At 53.7% G+C, this 24,949-nt stretch carries 23 protein-coding genes and 1 pseudogene; 15 read left to right on the top strand and 9 right to left on the bottom strand.

Annotation, left to right across the window (positions count from 1 at the left end):
* Positions 1-2 precede the first annotated feature (2 nt).
* The 6 genes from DD606_RS09285 to DD606_RS09260 form a co-directional block, all read right to left on the bottom strand.
* Positions 3-329 (bottom strand): cytochrome o ubiquinol oxidase subunit IV, encoded by a 327-nt coding sequence (locus DD606_RS09285; protein WP_006809888.1) that lies wholly within the window; start codon positions 327-329, stop codon positions 3-5.
* Entirely contained in the window at positions 329-943 is a 615-nt protein-coding gene (locus DD606_RS09280; RefSeq protein ID WP_003859057.1) for a cytochrome o ubiquinol oxidase subunit III, read from the bottom strand. The genes DD606_RS09285 and DD606_RS09280 overlap by 1 nt, the downstream gene beginning before the upstream one ends.
* Positions 933-2,924, bottom strand: coding sequence for a cytochrome o ubiquinol oxidase subunit I (gene cyoB, locus DD606_RS09275; RefSeq protein WP_022650473.1), 1,992 nt, complete (start codon positions 2,922-2,924; stop codon positions 933-935). The genes DD606_RS09280 and cyoB overlap by 11 nt, the downstream gene beginning before the upstream one ends.
* A 16-nt stretch (positions 2,925-2,940) precedes the next feature.
* Entirely contained in the window at positions 2,941-3,888 is a 948-nt protein-coding gene (gene cyoA / locus DD606_RS09270; RefSeq protein WP_003859054.1) for a cytochrome o ubiquinol oxidase subunit II, read from the bottom strand.
* Positions 3,889-4,367: 479 nt separating this feature from the next.
* Positions 4,368-5,843, bottom strand: coding sequence for a muropeptide MFS transporter AmpG (gene ampG, locus DD606_RS09265; RefSeq protein ID WP_023324230.1), 1,476 nt, complete (start codon positions 5,841-5,843; stop codon positions 4,368-4,370).
* Positions 5,844-5,888: 45 nt separating this feature from the next.
* Entirely contained in the window at positions 5,889-6,467 is a 579-nt protein-coding gene (locus tag DD606_RS09260) for a lipoprotein (RefSeq protein WP_003859052.1), read from the bottom strand.
* 303 nt (positions 6,468-6,770) lie between these two features.
* Between DD606_RS09260 and bolA the strand changes: the two genes are divergently transcribed.
* The 11 genes from bolA (at position 6,771) to DD606_RS09200 (ending at position 17,849) form a co-directional block, all read left to right on the top strand.
* Entirely contained in the window at positions 6,771-7,088 is a 318-nt protein-coding gene (gene bolA / locus DD606_RS09255; protein WP_003859051.1) for a transcriptional regulator BolA, read from the top strand.
* Positions 7,089-7,419: 331 nt separating this feature from the next.
* Complete coding sequence (tig, locus tag DD606_RS09250; protein WP_015571277.1) at positions 7,420-8,718, top strand: trigger factor; 1,299 nt, start codon at positions 7,420-7,422, stop codon at positions 8,716-8,718.
* Positions 8,719-8,978: 260 nt separating this feature from the next.
* Positions 8,979-9,602 (top strand): ATP-dependent Clp endopeptidase proteolytic subunit ClpP, encoded by a 624-nt coding sequence (gene clpP / locus DD606_RS09245; RefSeq protein WP_006809880.1) that lies wholly within the window; start codon positions 8,979-8,981, stop codon positions 9,600-9,602.
* A 127-nt stretch (positions 9,603-9,729) separates the two neighbouring features.
* On the top strand, positions 9,730-11,004 hold the full coding sequence (gene clpX, locus DD606_RS09240) for an ATP-dependent protease ATP-binding subunit ClpX (RefSeq protein WP_006809879.1): 1,275 nt from the start codon (positions 9,730-9,732) through the stop codon (positions 11,002-11,004).
* Between the two features lie 184 nt (positions 11,005-11,188).
* Complete coding sequence (lon, locus tag DD606_RS09235; RefSeq protein ID WP_006809878.1) at positions 11,189-13,543, top strand: endopeptidase La; 2,355 nt, start codon at positions 11,189-11,191, stop codon at positions 13,541-13,543.
* A 210-nt stretch (positions 13,544-13,753) separates the two neighbouring features.
* Complete coding sequence (hupB, locus tag DD606_RS09230) at positions 13,754-14,026, top strand: nucleoid-associated protein HU-beta (protein WP_002444653.1); 273 nt, start codon at positions 13,754-13,756, stop codon at positions 14,024-14,026.
* A gap of 212 nt (positions 14,027-14,238) precedes the next feature.
* A complete protein-coding gene (gene ppiD, locus DD606_RS09225) occupies positions 14,239-16,110 on the top strand; it encodes a peptidylprolyl isomerase (RefSeq protein ID WP_045142051.1) in 1,872 nt (623 codons plus the stop codon).
* A 148-nt stretch (positions 16,111-16,258) separates the two neighbouring features.
* On the top strand, positions 16,259-16,639 hold the full coding sequence (locus DD606_RS09215; protein ID WP_003859045.1) for a helix-hairpin-helix domain-containing protein: 381 nt from the start codon (positions 16,259-16,261) through the stop codon (positions 16,637-16,639).
* A gap of 97 nt (positions 16,640-16,736) precedes the next feature.
* Entirely contained in the window at positions 16,737-17,135 is a 399-nt protein-coding gene (locus DD606_RS09210; protein WP_023315524.1) for a YbgC/FadM family acyl-CoA thioesterase, read from the top strand.
* Between the two features lie 47 nt (positions 17,136-17,182).
* Positions 17,183-17,533 (top strand): type II toxin-antitoxin system RelE/ParE family toxin, encoded by a 351-nt coding sequence (locus DD606_RS09205; RefSeq protein WP_022650479.1) that lies wholly within the window; start codon positions 17,183-17,185, stop codon positions 17,531-17,533.
* Positions 17,520-17,849, top strand: coding sequence for a DNA-binding protein (locus DD606_RS09200; protein ID WP_022650480.1), 330 nt, complete (start codon positions 17,520-17,522; stop codon positions 17,847-17,849). The genes DD606_RS09205 and DD606_RS09200 overlap by 14 nt, the downstream gene beginning before the upstream one ends.
* A 3-nt stretch (positions 17,850-17,852) precedes the next feature.
* Here DD606_RS09200 and queC read toward each other — a convergent pair whose 3' ends face one another.
* Together queC and DD606_RS09190 are read right to left on the bottom strand one after the other, a co-directional pair.
* Positions 17,853-18,548 (bottom strand): 7-cyano-7-deazaguanine synthase QueC, encoded by a 696-nt coding sequence (queC, locus tag DD606_RS09195; RefSeq protein WP_015571271.1) that lies wholly within the window; start codon positions 18,546-18,548, stop codon positions 17,853-17,855.
* A 66-nt stretch (positions 18,549-18,614) separates the two neighbouring features.
* Positions 18,615-20,315, bottom strand: coding sequence for an SgrR family transcriptional regulator (locus tag DD606_RS09190; protein ID WP_109948427.1), 1,701 nt, complete (start codon positions 20,313-20,315; stop codon positions 18,615-18,617).
* Positions 20,316-20,416: 101 nt separating this feature from the next.
* Between DD606_RS09190 and cof the strand changes: the two genes are divergently transcribed.
* Positions 20,417-21,235, top strand: coding sequence for an HMP-PP phosphatase (cof, locus tag DD606_RS09185; protein ID WP_003859037.1), 819 nt, complete (start codon positions 20,417-20,419; stop codon positions 21,233-21,235).
* Between the two features lie 39 nt (positions 21,236-21,274).
* Here cof and DD606_RS09180 read toward each other — a convergent pair whose 3' ends face one another.
* The gene (locus tag DD606_RS09180; RefSeq protein ID WP_003859036.1) at positions 21,275-22,321 is read right to left on the bottom strand and encodes a PLP-dependent cysteine synthase family protein; all 1,047 of its coding nucleotides are present in this window, start codon (positions 22,319-22,321) and stop codon (positions 21,275-21,277) included.
* A 115-nt stretch (positions 22,322-22,436) separates the two neighbouring features.
* On the opposite strand from DD606_RS09180, the gene DD606_RS09170 reads away from it, so the two are divergent.
* The 3 genes and pseudogenes from DD606_RS09170 to DD606_RS09160 all read left to right on the top strand — a co-directional run.
* The gene (locus tag DD606_RS09170; RefSeq protein ID WP_015571267.1) at positions 22,437-22,895 is read left to right on the top strand and encodes an Lrp/AsnC family transcriptional regulator; all 459 of its coding nucleotides are present in this window, start codon (positions 22,437-22,439) and stop codon (positions 22,893-22,895) included.
* A gap of 30 nt (positions 22,896-22,925) precedes the next feature.
* Positions 22,926-24,680: a SmdA family multidrug ABC transporter permease/ATP-binding protein gene (locus DD606_RS09165; protein ID WP_063158558.1), complete on the top strand. Its 1,755-nt coding sequence runs from the start codon at positions 22,926-22,928 to the stop codon at positions 24,678-24,680.
* Positions 24,673-24,949: pseudogene (locus DD606_RS09160) on the top strand (multidrug ABC transporter permease/ATP-binding protein); the annotation flags it as partial. The gene DD606_RS09165 and the pseudogene DD606_RS09160, both read left to right, overlap by 8 nt.

Raw genomic sequence — 24,949 nt, 5'->3', positions numbered from 1 at the left:
TCTTAGTGAACCATCATGTTGTAGTTAAGGTTCCACATAATCCAGATGGAACCGACTACCAGGATAGCGATGATAATCACGGTAAAGATAAAGGCCGTCATGTTCCAGCCTTCATCGGACTTGGTGTTCATGTGCAGGAAGCAAACCAGATGCACCAGAATCTGAATCACCGCGGTCACCAGGATTGCGCCCAGGATAACCGGCTTAGATGCAGAACCGTTCATCACCATCCAGAACGGGATCACCGTCAGAATGATCGACAGGATGAAACCTGTCATGTAGGTTTTTACGCTGCCGTGGGAAGCGCCATGATCGTTAGAATGACTCATTACATCGCCCCCATCAGATAGACAACAGAGAACACACAGATCCATACCACGTCCAGGAAGTGCCAGAACAGGCTCAGGCACATAATACGGGTACGGTTAGTACTGGTCAGGCCGCGACGGGAGATCTGGAACATCAGTACCGCCATCCAGATCAGACCCGAGGTCACGTGCAGACCGTGGGTGCCGACCAGCGCGAAGAACGCTGACAGGAAGCCGCTACGATCCGGGCCGAAACCTTCCATGATCAGGTGATGGAATTCATAGATTTCCATCCCGATAAAGCCAGCACCAAACAGCCAGGTCAACGCCAGCCAGGAGACAACCTGGCTCTTGTTGTTTTTGTACATGGCGATAGCCGCCATGCCGTAGGTGATGGAGCTGAATAACAGCAGTGCGGTTTCAACCAGTACGAACGGCAGTTCAAAGATGTCCTTACCGGTCGGGCCGCCCGCTGTGCCGTTCACCAGAACGGCATAGGTTGCGAACAGACAGCAGAACAGGATGCAGTCGCTCATCAGGTAGATCCAGAAACCGAAGACTTTCGTCGGTCCTGTATCATGGTGCGCATGTTCATGCGCGTGGGCAGTCGAGTGCGCCAGAGTATCAGTTGCCATTTTTCAGCCCCGCTTTAGAAATCTCGTCAAAATGCTGGTTTTCCAGCTTTTCAACTTCACGGACTGGTACGTAGTAGTCCACGTCCTCGTCAAAGCTCTTCACAATCCAGCTGATTACGATGCCAGCGAAGCCAACAATCGCCATCCACCAGATGTGCCAGATCATTGCGAAACCAAATACCGTTGCGAAGGCGGCAATGACGATGCCCGCACCGCTGTTTTTCGGCATATGGATCTCTTCGTAATGTTCAGGTTGCTTGTACGCTTCACCTTTTTCTTTCATTTCCCAGAATGCGTCACGCTCATGAATGTGCGGCACTACGGCAAAGTTATAGAACGGAGGTGGAGAAGAGGTAGACCACTCCAGCGTACGGCCACCCCACGGGTCACCGGTCAGGTCGCGGTTCAGGTTACGGTCACGGATAGACACGTAGTACTGAATCAGCTGGCACAGAATACCGCAGGCAATCAGCGCTGCGCCGCCCGCTGCAATCATCAGCATTGGGTGGAACTGCGGATCGATCTGCTGGCTCAGACGACGGGTCATACCCATGAAGCCCAGCACGTACAGCGGCATAAATGCTACGAAGAAGCCAATGATCCAGAACCAGAACGCGCGTTTACCCCATTTCTCGTTCAGCGTGAAGCCGAACGCTTTTGGCCACCAGTAGGTTACGCCAGCGAAGCAGCCGAAGACCACGCCACCGATGATAACGTTATGGAAGTGCGCAATCAGGAACAGACTGTTGTGCAGAACGAAGTCAGCACCAGGTACCGCCAGCAGTACCCCGGTCATCCCACCTACGGAGAAGGTCACGATGAAGCCGATGGTCCACAGCATGGCTGAGTGGAACACGATACGGCCCTGGTACATGGTGAACAGCCAGTTGAAGATCTTAACCCCGGTCGGGATCGCGATAATCATGGTGGTAATACCGAAGAAGGCGTTTACGTTGGCGCCCGCACCCATAGTGAAGAAGTGGTGCAGCCAGACGATGAACGACAGAACGGTAATACATACGGTTGCCCACACCAGAGAGGTGTAACCAAACAGACGTTTACGCGAGAAGGTTGCCGCGATTTCGGAGAACACACCGAACACCGGCAGAACCAGGATGTACACTTCCGGGTGACCCCAGGCCCAAATCAGGTTGATATACATCATCATGTTGCCACCCATATCATTCGTGAAGAAATGGGTACCCAGATAGCGATCCAGGGTCAGCAGCGCGATGGTGACAGTCAGAATTGGGAACGACGCGATAATCAGGACGTTGGCGCACAGAGATGCCCAGGTAAATACTGGCATCTTGAACATCGTCATACCTGGTGCACGCATCTTCAGGATGGTCACGAAGAAGTTAATACCGGTCAGAGTGGTACCGACACCGGAGAGCTGAAGCGCCCAAATCCAGTAGTCAACGCCCACGCCCGGACTGTACTCAATTCCCGACAGCGGCGGGTAAGCCAGCCAGCCGGTCTGAGCAAATTCGCCCACACCCAGTGACAGGTTAACCAGGATAACGCCGACAACCGTAAACCAGAAGCTCAGGTTGTTCAGGAACGGGAACGCAACGTCGCGCGCGCCGATTTGCAGCGGAACGACCACGTTCATCAGACCGATTACCAGCGGCATCGCCACGAAGAAGATCATGATAACGCCGTGGGCGGTAAAGATCTGATCATAGTGGTGCGGTGGCAGGAAGCCGGCTTCGCCCGCAGACGCAAGCGCCTGCTGGCTACGCATCATGATTGCATCCGCAAAGCCACGAATTAACATGACGATACCGACGATGCAGTACATGATACCGAGTTTTTTGTGGTCAACCGAAGTCAGCCACTCATTCCACAGGTAGCTCCACTTACCGAAGTAAGTGATCAGGCCAACTAAGGCCGCGCCACCAATGATAATTGCAGCCACCGTAACCATAATAATCGGTTCATGGTAGGGCACTGCATCCAGTGTCAATTTTCCGAACATTTTCTTCCTCGGCCCCTTAGTGAGCGGTTTCCGCGTGGCTCATGTCCATGCCTTCCATACCCTGGTGCGTGTTGTGCTCGCCTTCAGGCTGGGTCATGTCCATGCTCATGCCGTGATCCATAAATTTGCCAATAACATCTTTGAACAGATTCGGTTTCACGTTAGAGAAGTACTCCACCTTGTTGTATTCGCTAGGTGCAGCCACTTTTTCGAACGCCGCCATGTCAGACATGGTGTTGGTAGACTGCTTCGCTTTTGCAACCCACTGGTCGAAAGTCGCGCGGTCTGGCGTAGCGATAGCTTTGAACTTCATACCCGAGAAGCCCGGGCCACTATAGCTGGCGGAGATACCGTCGTAGGTGCCTGCTTCATTCGCGATCAGGTGCAGGTTAGTCTGCATACCGGCCATCGCGTAAATCTGGCTACCCAGACGTGGGATGAAGAAGGAGTTCATTACGGAGTTGGAGGTCACTTTGAACTGAACCGGAGTGTTCGCCGGGAAGGCGATTTCATTCACGGTAGCAATGCCCTGTTCTGGATAGATGAAGAACCATTTCCAGTCCATGGAGACCACTTCAATGGTAATAGGTTTTTCATCGTGAACCAGCGGTTTGCTCGGCTCAAGTGCGTGAGTGGTTTTCCAGGTCAGTACAGCAAGGAACAGGATGATCAGAATAGGTACCGTCCAGACCACAGCTTCCACTTTATTGGAGTGTGACCAGTTAGGGCTATACTTCGCATCTTTATTGCTCGCACGATACTTCCAGGCGAAACCAACAGCCATCAAGATGGCAGGAATAACCACAATCAACATCAGGCCAAAAGCCGTCAGTATCAATGAACGTTGTTCCAGTCCAATCTGTCCTTTGGGGTCTAGTAGTGCAGAATCGCAGCCACTGAGTAATACAGTGCCTGCGAATAATGACAACCATCCCAAACTTTTATTGTATTTCCTGAGTCTCATTTAACGACCTCAATTCCACGGGAGTCTGGTGGCGTTTAAAGTGTGGGGGCATTTTACGGGAAGGTTACATTACTGTAAACATCATTAGCCCTGTGTCAGGAAGGTGTTACCGGGTTCTGCCGCACATGTCACAAGTGTTGCAAATTATGTCGCGTTTTCCGGGGGAAGCCGCACGGAGTGGGCGTTATAACGAAAGGGTGCCCCAGCATACCGCAAAAGGGACAATTGGTATAACCATTGCGGAAAATACACAAATAATTAACAATTAATTATCAATAAAAAGACAACTAAAAAACGAAAATTCAATCTTTCGCATGCTGAATCGTTTAACGGAAAATAGCGTAGCGAAATAAGCTCCAATAATTTCCGAATGCTATCCCGCACAAAACAACAAATATTTTTTTTTGCCGATGGCGGTTATTTCGCCGTTATAATTTCGTGTCGTTATTACAACGGGAAATAACCTTTCGCTTTTTACTTCATGTCATCTGCGTTTTCCGCAATGACATAAAATCCAGCATCCCACCGGTCAGGATACCCACGATGGCGAGAAACACGCCTGCATCAAGCAGCTGGGTTTCAAAAGGAAGCGACAAGGTGGTCGTCGCATTGATAATGAGTACCGCGAGCCACACTACCAGCGCAAGACAACCTGCCATCAGCAGACGCAGGGCAAACCGGTAGGCAGCCTGATATTCCGTGCGCGGCATGAAGTGTTCCGTCCGCTGGGTATATTCCAGCGTCTGGCGACAGACCAGCAACAATAAAATCCCCGGCACAGCCGCCACCACCGAGAAGAGATAAAATGTCGGCCAGCCGTGGGCTTCAACAAACCAGCCCGCGACGGGACCTACGTACACGCGCCCGACGGCTGAGAGGGCAGAGAGCAGGGCAAACTGGGTGGCGGAAAATGACTTATTGCACAGCGTCATCAGCAGGGCGACAAATGCCGCAGTGCCCATACCTCCGCACAGATTTTCAAAGAATACCGCCGTCGCCATGCTGATCATATGCTTGTCGGTGATCGACAGCAGCCAGTAACCGGCATTCGAAGCGCCCTGAAGGATGCCGAAGATCAGCAGAGCACGGAACAGCGACAGACGCTGCATCAATACGCCGCCGTACAGCGCGCCGACGATCGTGGCAAACAGCCCCAGGGTTTTGTTCACCACGCCGACCTCGCCCGCATCAAACCCGACGCCGCGGATCAGGAAGGTGGTGGTCAGACTCATGGCGAAAGCGTCGCCGAGCTTATAAAGGACAATCAGCAGCAGGATCAGCCAGGCATTATTGCGACCAAAGAAGTCGCGGAGCGGTGCGGCAACGGCCTGCTCCAGCGAGCGGGGAACCGGAATCACATCGCTCGGTTCAGGCGCGAATAGCGTGGCAAAAATGCAGGGGATCAGCAGAGCGGCCATCAGCCAGTACATTCCCTGCCAGCCGAGATAGCGGTCGGCAAGCCAGAGGGCCAGCCCGCCGGAAACCAGCATACCCAGGCGGTAGCCAAGCACGCTGATTGCCGCACCGGCACCACGCTCTTCCGCTGGCAGGACGTCCGTCTTCCAGGCGTCAAAAACAATGTCCTGCGAAGCGGAGCAGAAGGCGATGACCACCGCAAGCGCGGCCATCCAGCGCAGCTGTGTTGACGGCTCAAGGAAACCCATTGCGGCAATGGCCAGCAACAGCAGCACCTGCGTCATCGCTAACCAGCCGCGACGGCGCCCGAGGAACGGTGGGGTATAGCGATCCATCACCGGCGACCACAGGAACTTAAAAACGTAAGCCTGGCCGACGAGCGAGAAGAAACCAATGGTTTTAAGATCGATGTTCTCAACCGTCATCCACGCCTGTAACGTGCCGGAGGTGAGCGCAAGGGGCAAACCGGAGGCGAAACCAAGGATCAGCAGAATAGCTGATTTCGGTTGCTGGAAAATGCGTAAGTAGTGACTGGACATGTTCTTATGAACTGACCCGGTGAAGCACCGGGTCAGTCAGCAGGATTAACGGGCGTTCTGCTTGATGAAGTCGTGAATGCTGGTGTCCTGTGCCATGTCGGCAATGGTGTCAGTCAGCACGCTGTTAACCGCGTCAGCGATATTTTTGTTGGAGGCCTGGAATGCGCCTTCAACGGAATAGCTCGCACGGTAGTTTTTGTTCATTTTGTTGCCGTTCTTCGCGGTAGCGATGATGGCGATATCGGCTTTAGTCGCAATGTTGTAGCGAACGTTACCCTGGGAGACGTCAGCGTACAGGTTGTTCACGATGATTTGCAGATCAACCGCGCCGCTTGGGCCAATCATGTAGCCGCGGGAGGTCATCTGTTTCTCCAGCACTTCCTGCAACAGGAAGCGCAGGTCGCGGGAGGCGGTCAGCGTGACCTGTTGGTTGTCGCGAGTCACTTTCGCCAGCGCCTGGTCCTGACGCTGATCGGCGCCATTAATGCTGACCGTAACGCCCATCAGGCTTGGATCCTGCTGAGGCAGGGTAATTTTTGGTGAAACGTCAATGGTCGTCGGCGGAGTCGCGCAGCCGGCGAGCATAAAGAGTGCTACCAACGGAAAGAAGAGTTTTTTTAACATTTTCGGGTTCTCAACGAATCGTAAGCAAAGAGAGAAAAATTGCCGCCATCATAACATCGCTAACGGCCAGGGGAAGTGGTCAACGCATGTAAATTCATCGCCTTGTCCGAAAACTGACCACCTTTCCGCTTTTCTCTGCCTGTAAGTGACAAAACGTATGAACCTCATAGTGAACTTCATTCGTTTGGGTGAGAAAATCAGACGAAAGCTAAATATTTGTTGTCAAGGTGTAATGGAACCGGTAAAAGCGGCTAATATTTAAAGGGATGGGTGACATCTTAGCGTTGTCGGAGGAGTGATTTCATGATGATACGTGAACAGATAGAAGAAAAATTAAGGGCAGCGTTCAACCCTGTGTTTCTCGAAGTTGTCGACGAAAGCTATCGTCATAACGTGCCGGCAGGTTCTGAAAGCCACTTTAAAGTGGTTCTGGTCAGCGATCGCTTCACGGGAGAACGTTTCCTGAACCGACACCGCTTGATCTACAGCACCTTGACGGAAGAACTCTCCACAACCGTACATGCGCTGGCGCTGCATACCTACACCATTAAGGAATGGGAAGGGCTACAGGATACGGTATTCGCATCACCGCCTTGTCGGGGTGCAGGCACCATCGCCTGATAAATCGGATTTGCAACCGCCGGAGTTTTTCCAGTATGTTGCTTACAGATTTCGTCAAGACGGCCTTCGGGCCGTTTTGTTTTGTCTGAGTTTTGAGCGGATGGCGCGTTTTTAAGGCTAAAAATAGCCTTAAAGTGTGAAAAAAGCCGCAGCAACATGCTCCAACCGTTCTCGACTCACCTAAGTGATGCCGCTATAATGCCGCGTCTTATTGAATGTCTTCGGGATGATTCTGGCGACAGGGAATGTGAATCTGCACATAAGAGAGCATCCCGGTATAACAGACAGATTCAGAGTTGACCGAGCACTGTGATTTTTTTGAGGTAACAAGATGCAAGTTTCAGTTGAAACCACTCAAGGCCTTGGCCGCCGTGTAACGATTACTATCGCTGCTGACAGCATCGAAACTGCTGTGAAAAGCGAGCTGGTCAACGTAGCAAAAAAAGTACGTATTGACGGCTTCCGCAAGGGCAAAGTACCAATGAATGTTGTTGCTCAGCGTTATGGCGCTTCCGTGCGTCAGGATGTGCTGGGTGAACTGATGAGCCGCAACTTTATCGACGCGATCATCAAAGAAAAAATCAATCCAGCCGGTGCGCCGAACTACGTTCCAGGCGAATACAAGCAGGGCGAAGACTTCACCTACTCCGTAGAGTTCGAAGTGTACCCGGAAGTTGAGCTGAAAGGTCTGGAATCTATCGAAGTTGAAAAACCGATCGTTTCCGTGACCGACGAAGACGTTGACGGCATGCTGGATACCCTGCGTAAGCAGCAGGCGAACTGGAAAGAGAAAGAAGGCGCTGTTGACGCAGAAGACCGCGTAACCATCGACTTCACCGGTTCTGTAGACGGCGAAGAGTTCGAAGGCGGTAAAGCGTCTGATTTCGTACTGGCGATGGGCCAGGGTCGTATGATCCCAGGCTTCGAAGACGGTATCAAAGGCCACAAAGCGGGCGAAGAGTTCACCATCGACGTGACCTTCCCTGAAGAATACCACGCTGAAAACCTGAAAGGTAAAGCAGCGAAGTTCGTTATCAACCTGAAGAAAGTGGAAGAGCGCGAACTGCCAGAACTGACTGAAGAATTCATCAAGCGTTTCGGCGTGGAAGACGGTTCTGTTGCGGGCCTGCGTACCGAAGTGCGTAAAAACATGGAGCGCGAGCTGAACGGCGCTGTACGTAACCGCGTGAAGTCTCAGGCGATTGAAGGTCTGGTGAAAGCGAACGACATCGACGTTCCTGCTGCCCTGATCGACAGCGAAATCGACGTTCTGCGCCGTCAGGCTGCACAGCGCTTCGGTGGCAACCAGCAGCAAGCGATGGAACTGCCACGCGAGCTGTTCGAAGAGCAAGCGAAACGTCGCGTTGTTGTTGGCCTGCTGCTGGGCGAAGTGATTCGTACCCACGAGCTGAAAGCTGACGAAGAGCGTGTGAAAGGCCTGATCGAAGAGATGGCTTCTGCATACGAAGATCCATCAGAAGTGATCGAGTTCTACGGTAAGAACAAAGAGCTGATGGACAACATGCGCAACGTCGCGCTGGAAGAGCAGGCTGTAGAAGCGGTACTGGCGAAAGCGAAAGTCACCGAAAAAGAGACCTCTTTCACCGAACTGATGAACCAGCAGGCGTAATTTCGCCCCAACGGTTTAAAGTTTGAACAAAAAACCCGTTGCCCTCCGGCGACGGGTTTTTTTTATCACAGCTTTAGTCCTGGAAGGGTGCTAAAACGCCCTTTCAGTGTTAGCGTTACAACAAAACGTTGTTATGCTTGAAATAGGGCATGGCGACCCCCATTAGTATGTAATCACGATGATTGAGACTGGCTGATAATCCGTCCATAAGGTTACAATCAGTACAGCAGGTGTTTTCAATTTTGAACCAGGAGACGGAAATGTCATACAGTGGCGAACGAGATAACTTTGCACCCCATATGGCGCTGGTGCCAATGGTTATTGAACAGACCTCACGCGGTGAGCGTTCTTTCGATATCTATTCCCGTCTGCTCAAGGAACGCGTTATCTTTCTGACCGGCCAGGTGGAAGACCATATGGCTAACCTGATCGTGGCGCAGATGCTGTTCCTGGAAGCGGAAAACCCGGAAAAAGACATTTACCTGTATATCAACTCGCCGGGCGGTGTGATTACGGCGGGCATGTCTATTTATGACACCATGCAATTCATCAAGCCGGATGTCAGCACCATCTGTATGGGGCAGGCGGCGTCCATGGGGGCTTTCCTGTTAACCGCAGGGGCGAAAGGTAAGCGTTTCTGCCTGCCTAACTCCCGCGTGATGATTCACCAGCCGCTGGGTGGTTACCAGGGCCAGGCGACGGATATTGAAATCCACGCCCGAGAAATTCTGAAAGTAAAAGCGCGCATGAATGAACTTATGGCGCAGCATACGGGTCAACCTCTCGAGCAGATCGAGCGCGATACCGAGCGCGATCGCTTCCTCTCTGCGCCAGAGGCAGTTGAGTACGGCTTAGTCGACTCCATTTTGACCCATCGTAATTGATGCCCGCGACGCGAGTGTGCCGCTATACTAAGGTAGGGCGGCACGTTGCCTGTAAGCAGCTTGCGTCTGAGAATGGCATTTGCGTCGTCATGTGCGGCACATAGAACTTAAAAAGAGGTTTGGACTCATGACAGATAAACGCAAAGATGGTTCGGGCAAACTGCTGTACTGCTCTTTTTGCGGCAAAAGCCAGCATGAAGTGCGTAAACTGATTGCCGGGCCGTCCGTGTATATCTGCGACGAATGCGTCGATTTATGTAACGACATCATTCGCGAAGAGATTAAAGAAGTCGCGCCGCACCGTGAGCGCAGCGCGTTACCAACGCCACACGAGATTCGCCACCACCTGGACGACTATGTTATTGGTCAGGAGCAGGCGAAAAAAGTGCTGGCGGTGGCGGTATACAACCACTACAAACGTCTGCGTAACGGCGATACCAGCAATGGCGTAGAACTGGGCAAAAGTAACATTTTGCTGATCGGGCCTACCGGTTCCGGTAAAACCCTGCTGGCAGAAACGCTGGCGCGCCTGCTGGATGTTCCGTTCACTATGGCGGATGCCACCACCCTGACCGAAGCCGGTTATGTGGGTGAAGACGTTGAAAATATTATCCAGAAGCTGCTCCAGAAGTGCGATTACGACGTACAGAAAGCCCAGCGCGGGATCGTCTATATCGATGAGATCGACAAAATCTCTCGTAAATCAGACAACCCGTCCATCACCCGTGACGTCTCGGGCGAGGGCGTGCAGCAGGCGCTCCTGAAGCTGATTGAAGGTACGGTTGCGGCTGTTCCACCGCAGGGTGGGCGTAAACATCCGCAGCAGGAATTCTTGCAGGTTGATACCTCTAAGATCCTGTTTATCTGTGGTGGTGCGTTTGCAGGCCTGGATAAAGTGATCTCTCACCGTGTGGAAACCGGCTCCGGCATTGGTTTTGGCGCAACGGTGAAAGCCACGTCTGAAAAACCAAACGAAGGCCAGCTGCTGGCGCAGGTTGAGCCGGAAGATCTGATCAAATTCGGTTTGATTCCGGAATTTATCGGCCGTCTGCCGGTTGTGGCGACCCTGAACGAACTGAGCGAAGACGCGTTGATTCAGATCCTGAAAGAGCCGAAAAACGCGCTGACCAAGCAGTATCAGGCGCTGTTTAATCTGGAAGGCGTTGAGCTGGAATTCCGTGACGAAGCGTTGGACGCGATTGCCAAGAAAGCGATGGCGCGTAAAACCGGTGCCCGTGGCCTGCGTTCTATCGTGGAAGCAGCATTGCTCGACACGATGTACGATCTTCCTTCTATGGAAGACGTCGAAAAAGTCGTGATCGACGAGTCCGTCATTGGTGGCCAGACCAAGCCGTTACTGATTTACGGTAAACCGGAAGCGCAGCAGGCATCTGGCGAATAATTCACCATTTCATACAATCAGTTAATCAAAAAGGGGGGATTTTATCTCCCCTTTACTTTTTCCGTATTCGTGGCGTTGAATGTATGGGAAACATCCCCATATACTGGATTACATGTTAATGGTTGTGTGAAGCACAGTTACATGACCAGTTTACCTGGCGGACACTAAACTAAGAGAGAGCTCTATGAATCCTGAGCGTTCTGAACGCATTGAAATCCCCGTATTGCCGTTGCGCGATGTGGTGGTTTATCCGCACATGGTCATACCCTTATTTGTAGGGCGGGAAAAATCTATCCGTTGCCTCGAAGCCGCCATGGATCATGATAAAAAAATCATGTTGGTCGCGCAGAAAGAAGCATCAACGGATGAGCCGGGTGTAAACGATCTTTTCACCGTCGGGACCGTGGCCTCTATTTTGCAGATGCTGAAGCTGCCAGACGGCACCGTGAAGGTGCTGGTGGAAGGCTTACAGCGTGCGCGTATTACCACTCTGTCAGACGATGGCGAGCACTTCTCTGCGAAGGCAGAGTACCTTGATTCACCGGAACTTGATGAGCGCGAGCAGGAAGTGCTGGTACGCACCGCGATCAGCCAGTTCGAAGGCTACATCAAGCTGAATAAGAAAATCCCACCTGAAGTGCTGACGTCGCTGAACAGCATCGACGATCCTGCACGTCTGGCGGATACCATCGCTGCGCATATGCCGCTGAAGCTGGCTGACAAACAGTCCGTGCTGGAAATGTCCGACGTTAACGAACGTCTGGAATACCTGATGGCGATGATGGAGTCTGAGATCGATCTGCTCCAGGTTGAGAAGCGCATTCGCAACCGCGTCAAAAAGCAGATGGAAAAATCGCAGCGTGAGTACTATCTGAACGAGCAAATGAAAGCCATTCAGAAAGAGCTCGGCGAGATGGACGATGCGCCGGATGAAAACGAAGCGCTGAAGCGTAAGATCGACGCGGCGAAGATGCCGAAAGAGGCGAAAGAGAAAGCTGAAGCTGAGTTGCAGAAGCTGAAAATGATGTCTCCGATGTCGGCGGAAGCGACCGTTGTACGCGGCTATATTGAGTGGATGGTGCAGGTTCCGTGGAATGCCCGCAGCAAGGTCAAAAAAGACCTGCGTCAGGCCCAGGAGATCCTGGATACCGACCACTACGGCCTGGAACGTGTGAAAGACCGCATTCTTGAGTACCTCGCGGTACAGAGCCGAGTGAACAAAATCAAAGGCCCAATCCTGTGCCTGGTAGGGCCTCCAGGGGTGGGTAAAACCTCTCTGGGCCAGTCCATCGCCAAAGCGACAGGGCGTAAGTACATCCGTATGGCGCTGGGCGGCGTGCGTGATGAAGCGGAAATCCGCGGTCACCGCCGTACCTACATCGGTTCCATGCCGGGCAAGCTTATCCAGAAAATGGCGAAAGTGGGCGTCAAAAACCCGCTGTTCCTGCTCGATGAGATCGACAAAATGTCTTCAGACATGCGTGGCGATCCGGCGTCGGCGCTGCTGGAAGTGCTTGATCCAGAGCAGAACGTGGCGTTTAGCGATCACTACCTGGAAGTGGATTACGACCTGAGCGATGTGATGTTCGTGGCGACGTCGAACTCCATGAACATTCCGGCACCGCTGCTGGACCGTATGGAAGTGATCCGTCTGTCCGGTTATACCGAAGACGAGAAGCTGAACATTGCCAAACAGCACCTGCTGCCGAAGCAGATTGAGCGTAACGCGCTTAAAGCCAACGAGCTGACCGTTGAGGACAGCGCCATTGTCGGCATTATTCGTTACTACACCCGTGAAGCGGGTGTGCGTAGCCTCGAACGTGAGATCTCTAAGCTGTGCCGTAAGGCGGTGAAACAGCTGCTGCTGGATAAGAGCCTGAAGCACATTGTGATTAACGGCGACAATCTGCATGCGTACCTGGGCGTTCAACGCTTCGACTACGGTCGCGCAGACAACGAAAACCGTGTTGGTCAGGTGACCGGTCTGGCATGGACGGAAGTGGGCGGCGATCTGCTGACCATCGAAACCGCCTGTGTTCCGGGCAAAGGCAAGCTGACCTACACCGGTTCGCTGGGTGAAGTGATGCAGGAGTCCATCCAGGCGGCGCTGACCGTGGTGCGCGCGCGTGCGGAAAAACTGGGTATCAACCCTGATTTCTACGAAAAACGCGATATTCACGTTCACGTTCCGGAAGGGGCGACGCCGAAAGATGGCCCAAGCGCGGGTATTGCCATGTGTACTGCGCTGGTTTCCTGCCTGACAGGTAATCCGGTTCGTGCTGATGTGGCCATGACCGGTGAAATTACGCTGCGTGGTCAGGTACTGCCTATCGGCGGATTAAAAGAAAAACTGCTGGCGGCACACCGCGGTGGGATCAAAACCGTATTGATCCCTTACGAGAATAAACGCGATCTGGAAGAGATTCCGGACAACGTTATTGCCGATTTGCAGATCCATCCGGTGAAACGCATTGAGGAAGTTCTGACTCTCGCACTGCAAAATGAACCGTCCGGAATGCAGGTTGTAACTGCAAAATAGTGACCTCGCGCAAAGAGCGCCAATAAAAACAAGGCTGGTAAGTCATTTCGTACTTGCCAGCCTTTTTTTGTATAGCTAATTTAGATTGCTGATTGGGTTAGCCATCAACAACGGGTGTTGTAAGGTCATAGCAGGACTGATATAACTGCTGCGCGGTCGCGCTGTGAAGGATTCAGGTGCGATATAAATTATAAAGAGAGGAAGAGAACAGTGAATAAATCTCAACTGATTGACAAAATTGCTGCGGGTGCTGATATTTCTAAAGCGGCAGCTGGACGTGCTTTAGATGCTTTAATTGCTTCTGTTACTGAATCTCTGCAAGCTGGGGACGACGTTGCACTGGTAGGCTTCGGTACTTTTGCGGTTAAAGAGCGTGCAGCCCGTACTGGCCGCAACCCTCAGACCGGCAAAGAGATCACCATTGCTGCCGCTAAAGTGCCGGGTTTCCGTGCAGGTAAAGCGCTGAAAGACGCAGTAAACTGATTGCTTTCCCGCTCCAGGGAAGCTGAAAAGTACAAGGGCGCATCGTTTGATGTGCCTTTTTTGTTTGTCCAGACCTGATTTGTGCGAGTTTATGCGAGTTGTGGGCTGACAATTGCCCTGTTTTCTTGTCACAATACGCTTTTACGCGCGACGGTCAGGATTTTCCGTCAGCGTCAGGTAACCAGTCACCTACAGCGGAGTGTTGTTACACCATGATGGACAGCTTACGCACGGCTGCTAACAGTCTCGTGCTCAAGATTATTTTCGGTATCATTATCGTGTCGTTCATATTGACCGGTGTGAGTAGTTACCTCATCGGCGGTGGCGCGAACTACGCCGCAAAAGTGAATGGCCAGGAAATTAGCCGTGGGCAGTTCGAGAACGCTTTTGCTGGTGAACGTAACCGCATGCAGCAACAGCTGGGCGACCAATACTCTGAACTTGCAGCCAACGAAGGCTATATGAAAAACCTGCGTCAGCAGACGCTAAACCGCCTTATTGACGAGGCGCTGCTGGATCAGTACGCGAAAAGCCTGGGTCTGGGCATCAGCGATGAGCAGGTTAAAAAAGCCATCTTCTCGACGCAGGCTTTCCAGTCTAATGGGAAGTTCGACAACGCGCGTTACAACAGCATTGTTAACCAGATGGGTATGACGGCTGACCAGTACGCTCAGGCACTGCGTAACCAGTTGACCACGCAACAGCTGATCAACGCGGTGGTGGGCACCGATTTCATGCTGAAAGGTGAAACTGAAGAGCTGGCGGCACTGGTGGCGCAGCAACGCGTGGTGCGTGAAGCGACGATTGATGTCAACGCACTGGCAGCGAAACAGCAGGTTAGCGACGCTGAAGTTAATGCTTACTACGAGCAAAACAAGAACAACTTCATCTCTCCGGAACAGTTCCGCGTAAGCTATATCAAGCTGGATGCAGCGGCGATGCAGGAAAATGCGACTGACGCCGAGATCCAGTCTTATTACGACCAGCATCAGGATCAGTTCACTCAGCCGCAGCGTAACCGTTACAGCGTGATCCAGACCAAAACGGAAGCAGAAGCGAAAGCCGTGCTGGACGAGCTGAACAAAGGCGCTGATTTCGCCACCTTAGCGAAAGCAAAATCTACCGACATTATTTCTGCCAAAAACGGCGGTGATATGGGCTGGCTGGAAGAGTCAACTACCCCGGATGAGCTGAAAAATGCAGGCCTGAAAGAGAAAGGCCAACTGTCTGGTGTAATCAAATCCTCCGTCGGCTTCCTGGTGGCGCGTCTGGACGATGTTGTGGCGGCGAAAACCAAGCCGCTGGCTGACGTTCGTGATGATATCGCTGCGAAAGTGAAGCAGGAGAAAGCGCTGGATGCCTTCTATGCGCTGCAACAGAAAGTGAGCGATGCCGCAAGCAACGACAACGAATCACTGGCGGGCGCTGAGCAGGCTGCTGGCGTGAAAGCGGTTGAGACGGGCTGGTTCAGCCACGAAAACCTGCCGGAAGAACTGAACTTCAAACCGGTTTCAGATGCCATTTTCAATGGTGGTCTGGTCGGTGAGAATGGTACGCCGGGCAGTAACTCAGATATCATTACCGTTGACGGTGATCGTGCGTTCGTACTGCGCGTCAGCGAGCACAAAGCCGAGGCAGTGAAGCCCCTGGCGGAAGTGAAAGATCAGGTGGTGGCGCTGGTGAAACACAACAAAGCGGCACAGCAGGCAAAACTGGATGCAGAGAAAATTCTGGCCGACCTGAAAGCCGGTAAGAACGATGCGCTGAAAGCGGCTGGCCTGAGCTTTGGCGAAGCAAAAACGCTGAGCCGTACCGGTCAGGATCCTGTCAGCCAGGCGGCGTTTGGTCTGAGCCTGCCGGCGAAAGACAAACCTGTCTTTGGCACCACGACCGATATGCAGGGTAACGTGGTGGTTCTGGCACTGGATGAAGTGAAAGCCGGCACGCTGCCAGACGCGCAGAAGAAGGCCATGGTTCAGGGAATTACCCAGAACAATGCCCAGATTGCTTTCGAAGCGTTGATGAGCAACCTGCGTAAAGAAGCCAAAATCAAGCTGGGTGATGTGGTCACTCAGGAGCAATAATTACGTGTCTGCTCGCAGATTTTCGTAACGTTCTGCAAAAACTAAAGGCCGCTTTCGCGGCCTTTTCCATTTCTGCAATCTGCTGTTTGTCCCTGTTTTCCCGTGCGGCTATCGTGGCATGGCTGTCAACAAACAAGGAGAAAACAGCATGAAATGTGGAATCAAAGCACTGTTAATTACACTGGCTATTGCCACTTCCGGGATGAGTGCGGGCGCGCTGGCGGCGTCACCCTCATCTAAAGCCCAGGCTGCACAAACTCAGGCCGATGCAACGTCACAAGGTCAGGTTAAAGCCAACGCGACGGCCAGCACGAAAGCCATTGAGGACGAGGGTACGCGGGTCAGTATTAATACTGCCTCTGCGGACGATCTTGCCCGCGTAATGAATGGCGTGGGCCTCAAAAAAGCGCAGGCCATCGTCAGCTATCGTGAAGAGTATGGTCCTTTCAAAACCCTTGACGATCTCAAGCAGGTGCCGGGTATGGGCAGCGCGCTGGTTGAGCGCAATCTCGCACACCTGACGCTGTAATCGCGTAATCACTTGCACTGCGGCAAAAATTTGCCAGGATAAAGAGGTCATACCAGTTATGACCTCTGAACCTATAACAACGAAAGGCTATTGCGCTATGCAGACACAAATCAAAGTCCGTGGTTATCACCTCGATGTTTACCAGCACGTCAATAACGCCCGCTACCTCGAATTTCTTGAAGAGGCGCGCTGGGACGGCCTGGAGAACAGCGAAAGCTTCCAGTGGCTAACCGCACACAACATCGCGTTTGTGGTCGTCAATATCAACATTAACTACCGCCGCCCGGCTGTGCTGGGGGATGTGCTCACCGTGACCAGTGAGGTCCAACAACTGAATGGCAAAAGTGGTGTATTGAGCCAGGTCGTTACGCTGGAGCCAGAAGGGCAGATTGTGGCCGATGCGCTGATCACCTTTGTCTGTATCGATCTCAAAACCCAGAAAGCGTTGCCGCTGGAAGGGGAGTTGCGCGAAAAGCTGGAGCTGATGATCGCGTAAATTTTTGTCTTTTATAAAAGACAAGAAGGGTTTTCAGGGATAAAATCATGAACAGGGACTACGTTGTTAAACGTTACCGAACCCGCGACGGAAAAATACCGTTTGAGGATTGGGTAGCAAAGTTGAGACGAAAGGATCCGGAGCTGGCGTTTCGGATCCTTCTGCGAATCGACCGCGCTGAGAAGGGGAATTTTGGCGATTACCGTTATCTCAGAGAGGGTGTCTGGGAGTTGAAGGTTGATTGTGGTCCCGGTTATCGAGTCTATTTTGCGGTCCAGCATCGGGAAATCTTATTGTTGCTGATCGGCGGTGACAAAAAGAGCCAGAAAGCGGATGTGATGCTGGCAATAGATTACTGGAAAGATCATCAAAAGGATAAACTCCATGAGCAAAAGTGAGCGAAAATTCTCAAGTACCGTCAGCCATGATGAAGCTGTAGTCAAAATGCTGCGCGAAAATCCTTCTTACGCGCAACTCTATCTGCAAATTGCACTGGATGAAATTTACGAGGACCAGGGGATCCCAGCCTATTTGATTGCCCTCAGACGCGTTATCGAAGCGCGCGGCGGTATTGGAGAGATTTCAGCCAAAGCGGGGCTTTCACGTCAGCAGCTATACCGTACCCTGTCCGAAAATGGTAACCCAACGCTGACTACACTGATGAAAATTACCCGTGCTGCCGGTGTAAAACTGTTCGACAGCACGGTCAGGTAGCCCTTATTTCAGCCCGGTCTTTTTCTGCATTGCGGCCATAACGCCCGCTTTATCCGCAAAATAATGATTCAGACCGTTCGCGCGCAGGTTACAGGCGGCACACTGCCCACAGCCGTCCCCTTTAATGCCGTTGTAGCAGGTCAGGGTCTCGTTGCGAACGACATCCAGCTTGCCCCAGTAGTCGGCCAGCGCCCAGGTTTCAGCCTTATCCAGCCACATCAGCGGCGTTTCGAAGCGGGTCTCTTTTGCCATTCCCAGATCGACGGCGTGATTGAGTGCTTTCACGAATTCATCCCGGCAGTCCGGGTAGCCAGAGAAGTCGGTTTCGCACACGCCCGTGATCACCGCTTCGGCCTTCACCTGATAAGCGTATATTGCCGTCAGGGTCAGGAAGAGAATGTTGCGGCCCGGTACGAAGGTGTTCGGAATGCCGCTGGCATCAGGTTCGTAATCAGGCACCGGAATGCTGTCGCGGGTGAGGCTGCTGACGGCCAGTTCATTTAACAGCGTCACGTCCAGCACTTTATGAGCGCGGGCGCCCAGTTTGAGAGCCAGTTCACGAGCGACATCGATTTCAGCGCGATGACGCTGACCATAATCAAAAGTGACGCAGTGCACTTCATCATACTGGTGAAGCGCCTGAATCAGGCAGGTGGTGGAATCTTGTCCTCCGCTGAACACGACGACGGCACGTTTCATAGATCATCTCGACAGTTACAGTAAAAGCGTCATGTTAACGCCTGGCTAAAGCGGCGACCAGCTTCTTCACGCGTTTGGTGGAGGAAGCCAGGCTTCGGTGAAGTCAAACCAGCCGCGAGTGTTAAGGCATATGCCGTTGACGCCCGGAGGCGCGCTGATTTGATACTGGTAGTTAAAGAGCGGCGTCAGGACGGCTGTCTCCATTAACCGGCTGAATATAGCCTGAAGTCCTGCGTGTCGGTCACGCTCGTCGGCCTGCGACTGCACCGCATCCAGCGTGGCCTGCAAATGGGCGAATGCCGGTGCGCTCAGCAGATGCGGCCAGAGCGCATCGCAGCGGAGCCACTGCTCAAGCGTGTACGCCGGCGCTTCGCCAATCAGTCTGTCTCCCATCATGATGTCTGCATCGGCAAGCTGCTGGCACCCGTCCCACGTTTTGGCGTCGTGAAAGATGACGGTCAGTTCACAACCCTGCCGCGCAAGGTATGCTTTTAACTGGCTGGCCATGGTGTGAAGCTCAACCGGCAGGTGGTAGACCAGCGTCAATGCCTCTGGCAGCGCAACGTCGGTTAAATCAGGCCACTGGGGGATCGCCCAGCCGGGAAGCAGTTCCTCGGTAGGAGTGATGAGTCCTTCGTTCAGGGGAAGCGTGTGCAGCAGCGTTGAGAGATGAATGATATTAATCAGCCGCTTTGCCTGAAGTTCGCTCAGACGTGGACTCTGTTTTAGCGTGAGGTAGCAGAAGCCCAGACTGGTGCTGTTACTCACCAGCCGCAGGCTGGCCAGTTCGTCGGCCTCGCCAATAGCGATTTGCACCGGGTGGCGACAGCTGGTGCCCAGACTGTAGTCAAAAAGCTGGGGCGTGATCCAGTACTCGATAGCCTTAAGCAACGGATGGCCAAGATGATACTGCTCGTGGCTTTCCAGACGCACCAGTTCAGGCTCAAAAACGCTTAGCCGGAAGGGACCGCTGCCTACCACAGGGTAATCGGGATGCGCCAGACGGCTACAGTAGGTTGCCAGCCTGTGCGCCAGCCAGTAGTCAGGTTGATGGAGAATAAACGTCAGGCACTGCGGGTGCGTGGTTTCGATACGTAAGACGCTGCGGAACAGCGTGCCCATGCCGGGCTGCAATAACAGCGCCGTCAGGCTTTGCCGGAGCTGTGCCGTCTCTATTTTATCGCCGTTATGCCAGTGCAGGGTGGAGCGAATGTAGAAATGCCAGCGCAGGCCGTCAGCAGAGACTTCCCAGTGATGCGCCAGATCGCCCGTGGGTTCACTGCTGTTACCATTAAAACGCGTCAAACCAGAGAATACCTGTCCCGCCAGATGCTGCTCCGCCCGGCCAGGGAGAAACCCCGGCTGAAGCGGCTCCAGCGAGCGATAGTAGGGAATACGCAGCGTCGGCGTGTCGTTCTGCCACTGTCCGCCCATAAACGGATGCAGCAGCGATCGCAAATCTTCAGGCGCGAGCTGGGCCAGCTCCAGCGCGTTGTGCTGCTGTCCACTTTTCAGGGCCTCTTCCATCATCGTATTACGCAACGAATCCGGGGTGACGTGAAAGCGTAATTCCCCACGCTTACCTCGTCCGGAGCGGGCGTGCCAGCTTAGCCAGCCCGCCTCCTGCGCCTGGCGCAGCAGGGTGCGAACATGTCGCTCGCTGCAAAAGCAGCGGCTGGCAAGTTCACTGATGGTCACCTGCTGCGGTGCACCGACAGACGGGTGCCACAGACGCTGATACTGGTTAAGACGGTTAAGCTGGCGCATGAAAAACCCGGAACAATAATTATCATCTATTCACTATTACTTCCGTATATCCCACGTAATACTGATGCACAAGTTAACCGCATCACATTTCGGGAGTAATCATGGCTCGGCTCGCTGCATTTGATATGGACGGCACGCTGTTAATGCCGGATCACCGTTTAGGGGAGAAAACCCTGAACACTCTTAAGCGCCTGCGCGAGCGTGAAGTTACCCTGACGTTTGCTACTGGTCGTCATGTGCTGGAGATGCGCCATCTGCTGGGGACATTTGCCCTCGATGCGTTCTTGATCACCGGCAACGGAACGCGCATTCACTCCGTCGACGGCGATGTGCTGCACCGTCAGGATCTGAATCCGGAGGTGGCGGACATTGTCCTGCACAGCACCTGGGATACGCAGGCCAGCGTGCATGTTTTTAATGATGAAGGCTGGTTTACCGGGCGTGAGATCCCGGCCTTGCTGCACGCACACGTTTACAGCGGCTTTAAATATCAGCTTATCGATTTGCGCCGCATTCCGGCACACAAGGTGACCAAGATCTGCTTCTGTGGCGATCACGACGATCTCTGCCGTCTGCGTATTCAGCTTAACGAGGCGCTGGGCGAACGGGCGCACCTGACCTTCTCGGCGGTGGACTGTCTTGAAGTGCTGCCGGTGGGCTGTAACAAAGGATCCGCGCTGGCGGTGCTGAGCGATCATCTTGGGCTGACGATGCAGGACTGTATGGCCTTTGGTGACGCCATGAACGACCACGAGATGCTGAGCAACGTAGGTCGTGGGCTGATTATGGGGAACGCGATGCCGCAGCTTATCGCCGCGCTCCCGCATTTACCGGTTATCGGACACTGTCGTAACGAAGCGGTGTCCCATTTTTTGACGCATTGGCTGGACAAAAATAACCTCCCGTATTCCCCCGAATAGTGAGACCCTTCCAGCAAGCCAGGCTAAGCCTGGCTTTTTTTATTTCACCAGCTGCGAAATCTGCGCTTTCCACGGCTCAACATCGCCAATATTGGCCTGCACCCATTCTGCGTTGTAATAGGTGTCCAGGTATCGCTCCCCGCTGTCGCACAGCAGCGTGACGACAGAGCCGGTACGGCCTTCTTCACGCATCCTCGCGGCCAGCTGTAGCGCGCCCCACATATTGGTGCCGGTAGAAGCCCCGACTTTACGGCCAAGCTGTGTCTCCAGCCAGTGCGCCGTCGCGACGCTGGCGGCATCCGGCACGCGGAGCATCTCATCCACAACGTCCGGAATGAACGAGGGTTCGACGCGCGGGCGACCAATCCCTTCGATCTTGCTCCCCACGGGGCTGCGCAGGCTCGCATCGCGGGATTGCCAGTAATCGAGGAACACCGAGTTTTGCGGGTCAACCACCATCAGCTGCGTATCATAACCCTGACAGCGGATATAACGTCCGATGGTGGCGGAGGTTCCGCCCGTGCCCGCGCTCATCACAATGTAAGAGGGGACAGGATGCGGCTCATGGGTCATCTGGCGGAAAATGCTGTCCGCAATGTTATTATTGCCGCGCCAGTCGGTGGCGCGTTCGGCGAAGGTGAACTGGTCCATATAGTGACCATTCAGCTCGCGGGCCAGCATTTCGGAGGCCGCATAGATTTCGCAGGCACTGTCCACAAAGTGGCAGCGTCCGCCGTAAAATTCGATCTGTTCAACTTTACGTTTCGCCGTGCATGAGGGCATCACGGCGATAAACGGCAGACCCAACAGGCGGGCAAAGTAGGCTTCGGAGACGGCAGTTGATCCGGACGACGATTCAATAATCGTGGTGCCTTCTTTAATCCAGCCGTTACATAAACCGTATAAAAAGAGTGAACGCGCCAGGCGATGCTTCAGGCTACCGGTAGGATGGGTACTTTCATCTTTCAGATAGAGCTGAATACCGGGAAATCCCGGCAGAGGCAGGCGTATTAAGTGGGTGTCTGCCGAGCGCTGATAGTCGGCATTTATTTCGCTGATGGCATGTTTAACCCAGGTGCTATTCATCGTAGTTATCCGTTTGTCATTTTGTGCCCAGCATAGCGAAAAGCACAGAAAAAATTGTTGCTATCTGACCTTTAAAATAGAATGTAAGGAGAATAATTTTCTCTTCTAGGTGGCTATGTTAGATAAAATTGACCGTAAGCTGCTTTCTTTGCTGCAAAGCGACTGTACCCTCTCTTTGCAGGCGCTGGCAGATGCCGTTAATCTGACCACCACACCGTGCTGGAAGCGCCTCAAGAAGCTGGAAGATGATGGCATTCTGCTGGGACGTGTGGCGCTGCTGGATCCCGAAAAACTGGGGCTTGGACTGACCGCCTTCGTCCTGATAAAAACGCAGCATCACAGCAGCGAATGGTACTGCCGCTTCGTCACGCAGGTTTCCGACATGCCCGAGGTGCTCGGCTTCTGGCGCATGGCGGGGGAATACGACTATCTGATGCGCGTTCAGGTGGCAGACATGAAGCGCTACGATGATTTTTACAAGCGGCTGGTCAATAGCGTACCGGGCTTGTCCGATGTCACCTCCAGCTTCGCCATGGAACAGATTAAATACACCACAGCGTTACCCATTGAATAACTTCTTAAAATACCTTCAGGAAAAGACCGCGTGCGATTATTTGCCCAATTAAGCTGGTACTTTCGTCGGGAGTGGCAACGCTACCTCGGCGCAGTGGCCCTGCTTATTATCATTGCCATTCTGCAACTGATCCCCCCCAAAGTGGTGGGCTACGTCGTGGATGGCGTTAGCGAACAACATTACACCGCCGCACGGGTGATGATGTGGGTCGGTACGCTGGTGCTGACGGCCGTGGTGGTTTACCTGCTGCGTTATGTCTGGCGCGTGCTACTGTTCGGTGCGTCCTATCAGCTTGCCGTTGAGCTGCGCGAGGACTTTTACCGTCAGCTGAGCCGCCAGCACCCTGAGTTTTATCTGCGTCACCGTACCGGGGATCTCATCGCCCGCGCCACTAACGATGTAGACCGCGTGGTGTTTGCCGCCGGTGAAGGGGTGTTAACGCTGGTGGATTCCCTGGTGATGGGCTGTGCGGTATTAATTGTGATGTCTACGCAAATTAGCTGGGAGCTCACGCTGCTGGCGCTGCTGCCAATGCCGCTGATGGCGCTGGCAATTAACCGCTACGGCGAGCAGCTCCATGAACGCTTTAAGCTGGCGCAGGCGGCGTTCTCGTCGCTGAACGATCGCACCCAGGAGAGCATGACCAGCATCCGCATGATCAAAGCGTTTGGTCTGGAAGACCGTCAGTCCGCACTGTTTGCCGCCGACGCCGCCGATACCGGCGCGAAAAACATGCGCGTGGCGCGTATTGATGCCCGTTTCGATCCGACAATTTATATTGCGATTGGTATGGCGAACCTGCTGGCGGTGGGCGGCGGCAGCTGGATGGTGGTGCGAGGCACCATGACCCTCGGGCAGTTAACCAGCTTTGCGATGTACCTTGGGCTGATGATCTGGCCAATGCTGGCGCTGGCCTGGATGTTTAATATCGTTGAACGTGGGAGCGCCGCTTACAGCCGTATCCGCGCCATGCTGGCGGAAGTGCCGGTCGTGAACGATGGCAGCGAGCCGGTACCGGAAGGTCCGGGTATTCTCAAGGCTGATATCCGCGCCTTTATCTACCCGCAAACGGAACATCCGGTGCTTGAGAACGTCAGTTTCACGCTGCGTCCTGGTCAGATGCTGGGCATCTGCGGCCCGACGGGCTCCGGTAAAAGCACCATTCTGTCACTGATTCAGCGCCATTTTGACGTGAGCGAAGGCGATATCCGTTTCCACGACATCCCTCTGCCACGTCTGCTGCTGGATGACTGGCGCAGCCGCCTGGCGGTCGTCAGCCAGACGCCGTTTTTGTTTTCAGACACCATTGCCAACAATATTGCGCTCGGGTGTCCGACGGCGACACAGGACCAGATCGAGCACGTGGCGCGTCTGGCCAGCGTCCACGAGGATATTCTGCGCCTGCCGCAGGGCTACGACACGGAAGTGGGTGAGCGGGGCGTTATGCTCTCCGGCGGACAAAAACAGCGTATCTCTATTGCCCGCGCGCTACTGCTGGACGCTGAGATCCTGATTCTGGATGATGCGCTGTCCGCGGTTGACGGGCGTACTGAACATCAAATTCTGCATAACCTTCGCCAGTGGGGAGAGGGGCGCACGGTCATCATCAGCGCGCACCGTCTGTCGGCGCTTACCGAAGCCAGTGAAATTCTGGTGCTTCAGCACGGACATATTGCCCAGCGTGGTCAGCATGAGCAGCTCGCCGGGCAGACCGGCTGGTATCGGGATATGTACCGCTATCAACAGCTTGAAGCCGCGCTGGATGAGGAGGTGGCCGATGCGTAAGTTTGGACAGATGTGGCCGACGTTAAAACGGCTGCTGGCCTATGGCTCACCGTGGCGCAAACCGCTTTCCATCGCCGTGCTGTTGCTGTGGATCGCCGCGATTGCGGAGGTGACCGGTCCGCTGCTTATCAGCTATTTCATCGATAACATGGTAGCGAAAAGCTATTTGCCTCTCGGCCTGGTCGCCGGGCTGGGCGTGGCGTACGTCGGGCTACAGCTGACGGCGGCAGGGCTGCATTACGCGCAGTCACTGCTCTTTAACCGGGCCG

The organism is Enterobacter cloacae complex sp. GF14B (assembly GCF_004136805.1).
Classification (GTDB): domain Bacteria; phylum Pseudomonadota; class Gammaproteobacteria; order Enterobacterales; family Enterobacteriaceae; genus Enterobacter; species Enterobacter hormaechei_C.
Note: the sequence above shows the minus strand (reverse complement) of the source record. Positions and strands in the feature narration are given on the sequence as shown.

Bases quoted from the DNA above. Each gene is read 5' to 3' on its own strand.
- DD606_RS09285 (WP_006809888.1), bottom strand. From the start codon at position 329: ATGAGTCATTCTAACGATCATGGCGCTTCCCACGGCAGCGTAAAAACC.
- DD606_RS09280 (WP_003859057.1), bottom strand. From the start codon at position 943: ATGGCAACTGATACTCTGGCGCACTCGACTGCCCACGCGCATGAACAT.
- cyoB (WP_022650473.1), bottom strand. From the start codon at position 2,924: ATGTTCGGAAAATTGACACTGGATGCAGTGCCCTACCATGAACCGATT.
- cyoA (WP_003859054.1), bottom strand. From the start codon at position 3,888: ATGAGACTCAGGAAATACAATAAAAGTTTGGGATGGTTGTCATTATTC.
- ampG (WP_023324230.1), bottom strand. From the start codon at position 5,843: ATGTCCAGTCACTACTTACGCATTTTCCAGCAACCGAAATCAGCTATT.
- DD606_RS09260 (WP_003859052.1), bottom strand. From the start codon at position 6,467: ATGTTAAAAAAACTCTTCTTTCCGTTGGTAGCACTCTTTATGCTCGCC.
- bolA (WP_003859051.1), top strand. From the start codon at position 6,771: ATGATGATACGTGAACAGATAGAAGAAAAATTAAGGGCAGCGTTCAAC.
- tig (WP_015571277.1), top strand. From the start codon at position 7,420: ATGCAAGTTTCAGTTGAAACCACTCAAGGCCTTGGCCGCCGTGTAACG.
- clpP (WP_006809880.1), top strand. From the start codon at position 8,979: ATGTCATACAGTGGCGAACGAGATAACTTTGCACCCCATATGGCGCTG.
- clpX (WP_006809879.1), top strand. From the start codon at position 9,730: ATGACAGATAAACGCAAAGATGGTTCGGGCAAACTGCTGTACTGCTCT.
- lon (WP_006809878.1), top strand. From the start codon at position 11,189: ATGAATCCTGAGCGTTCTGAACGCATTGAAATCCCCGTATTGCCGTTG.
- ppiD (WP_045142051.1), top strand. From the start codon at position 14,239: ATGATGGACAGCTTACGCACGGCTGCTAACAGTCTCGTGCTCAAGATT.
- DD606_RS09215 (WP_003859045.1), top strand. From the start codon at position 16,259: ATGAAATGTGGAATCAAAGCACTGTTAATTACACTGGCTATTGCCACT.
- DD606_RS09210 (WP_023315524.1), top strand. From the start codon at position 16,737: ATGCAGACACAAATCAAAGTCCGTGGTTATCACCTCGATGTTTACCAG.
- DD606_RS09205 (WP_022650479.1), top strand. From the start codon at position 17,183: ATGAACAGGGACTACGTTGTTAAACGTTACCGAACCCGCGACGGAAAA.
- DD606_RS09200 (WP_022650480.1), top strand. From the start codon at position 17,520: ATGAGCAAAAGTGAGCGAAAATTCTCAAGTACCGTCAGCCATGATGAA.
- queC (WP_015571271.1), bottom strand. From the start codon at position 18,548: ATGAAACGTGCCGTCGTCGTGTTCAGCGGAGGACAAGATTCCACCACC.
- DD606_RS09190 (WP_109948427.1), bottom strand. From the start codon at position 20,315: ATGCGCCAGCTTAACCGTCTTAACCAGTATCAGCGTCTGTGGCACCCG.
- cof (WP_003859037.1), top strand. From the start codon at position 20,417: ATGGCTCGGCTCGCTGCATTTGATATGGACGGCACGCTGTTAATGCCG.
- DD606_RS09180 (WP_003859036.1), bottom strand. From the start codon at position 22,321: ATGAATAGCACCTGGGTTAAACATGCCATCAGCGAAATAAATGCCGAC.
- DD606_RS09170 (WP_015571267.1), top strand. From the start codon at position 22,437: ATGTTAGATAAAATTGACCGTAAGCTGCTTTCTTTGCTGCAAAGCGAC.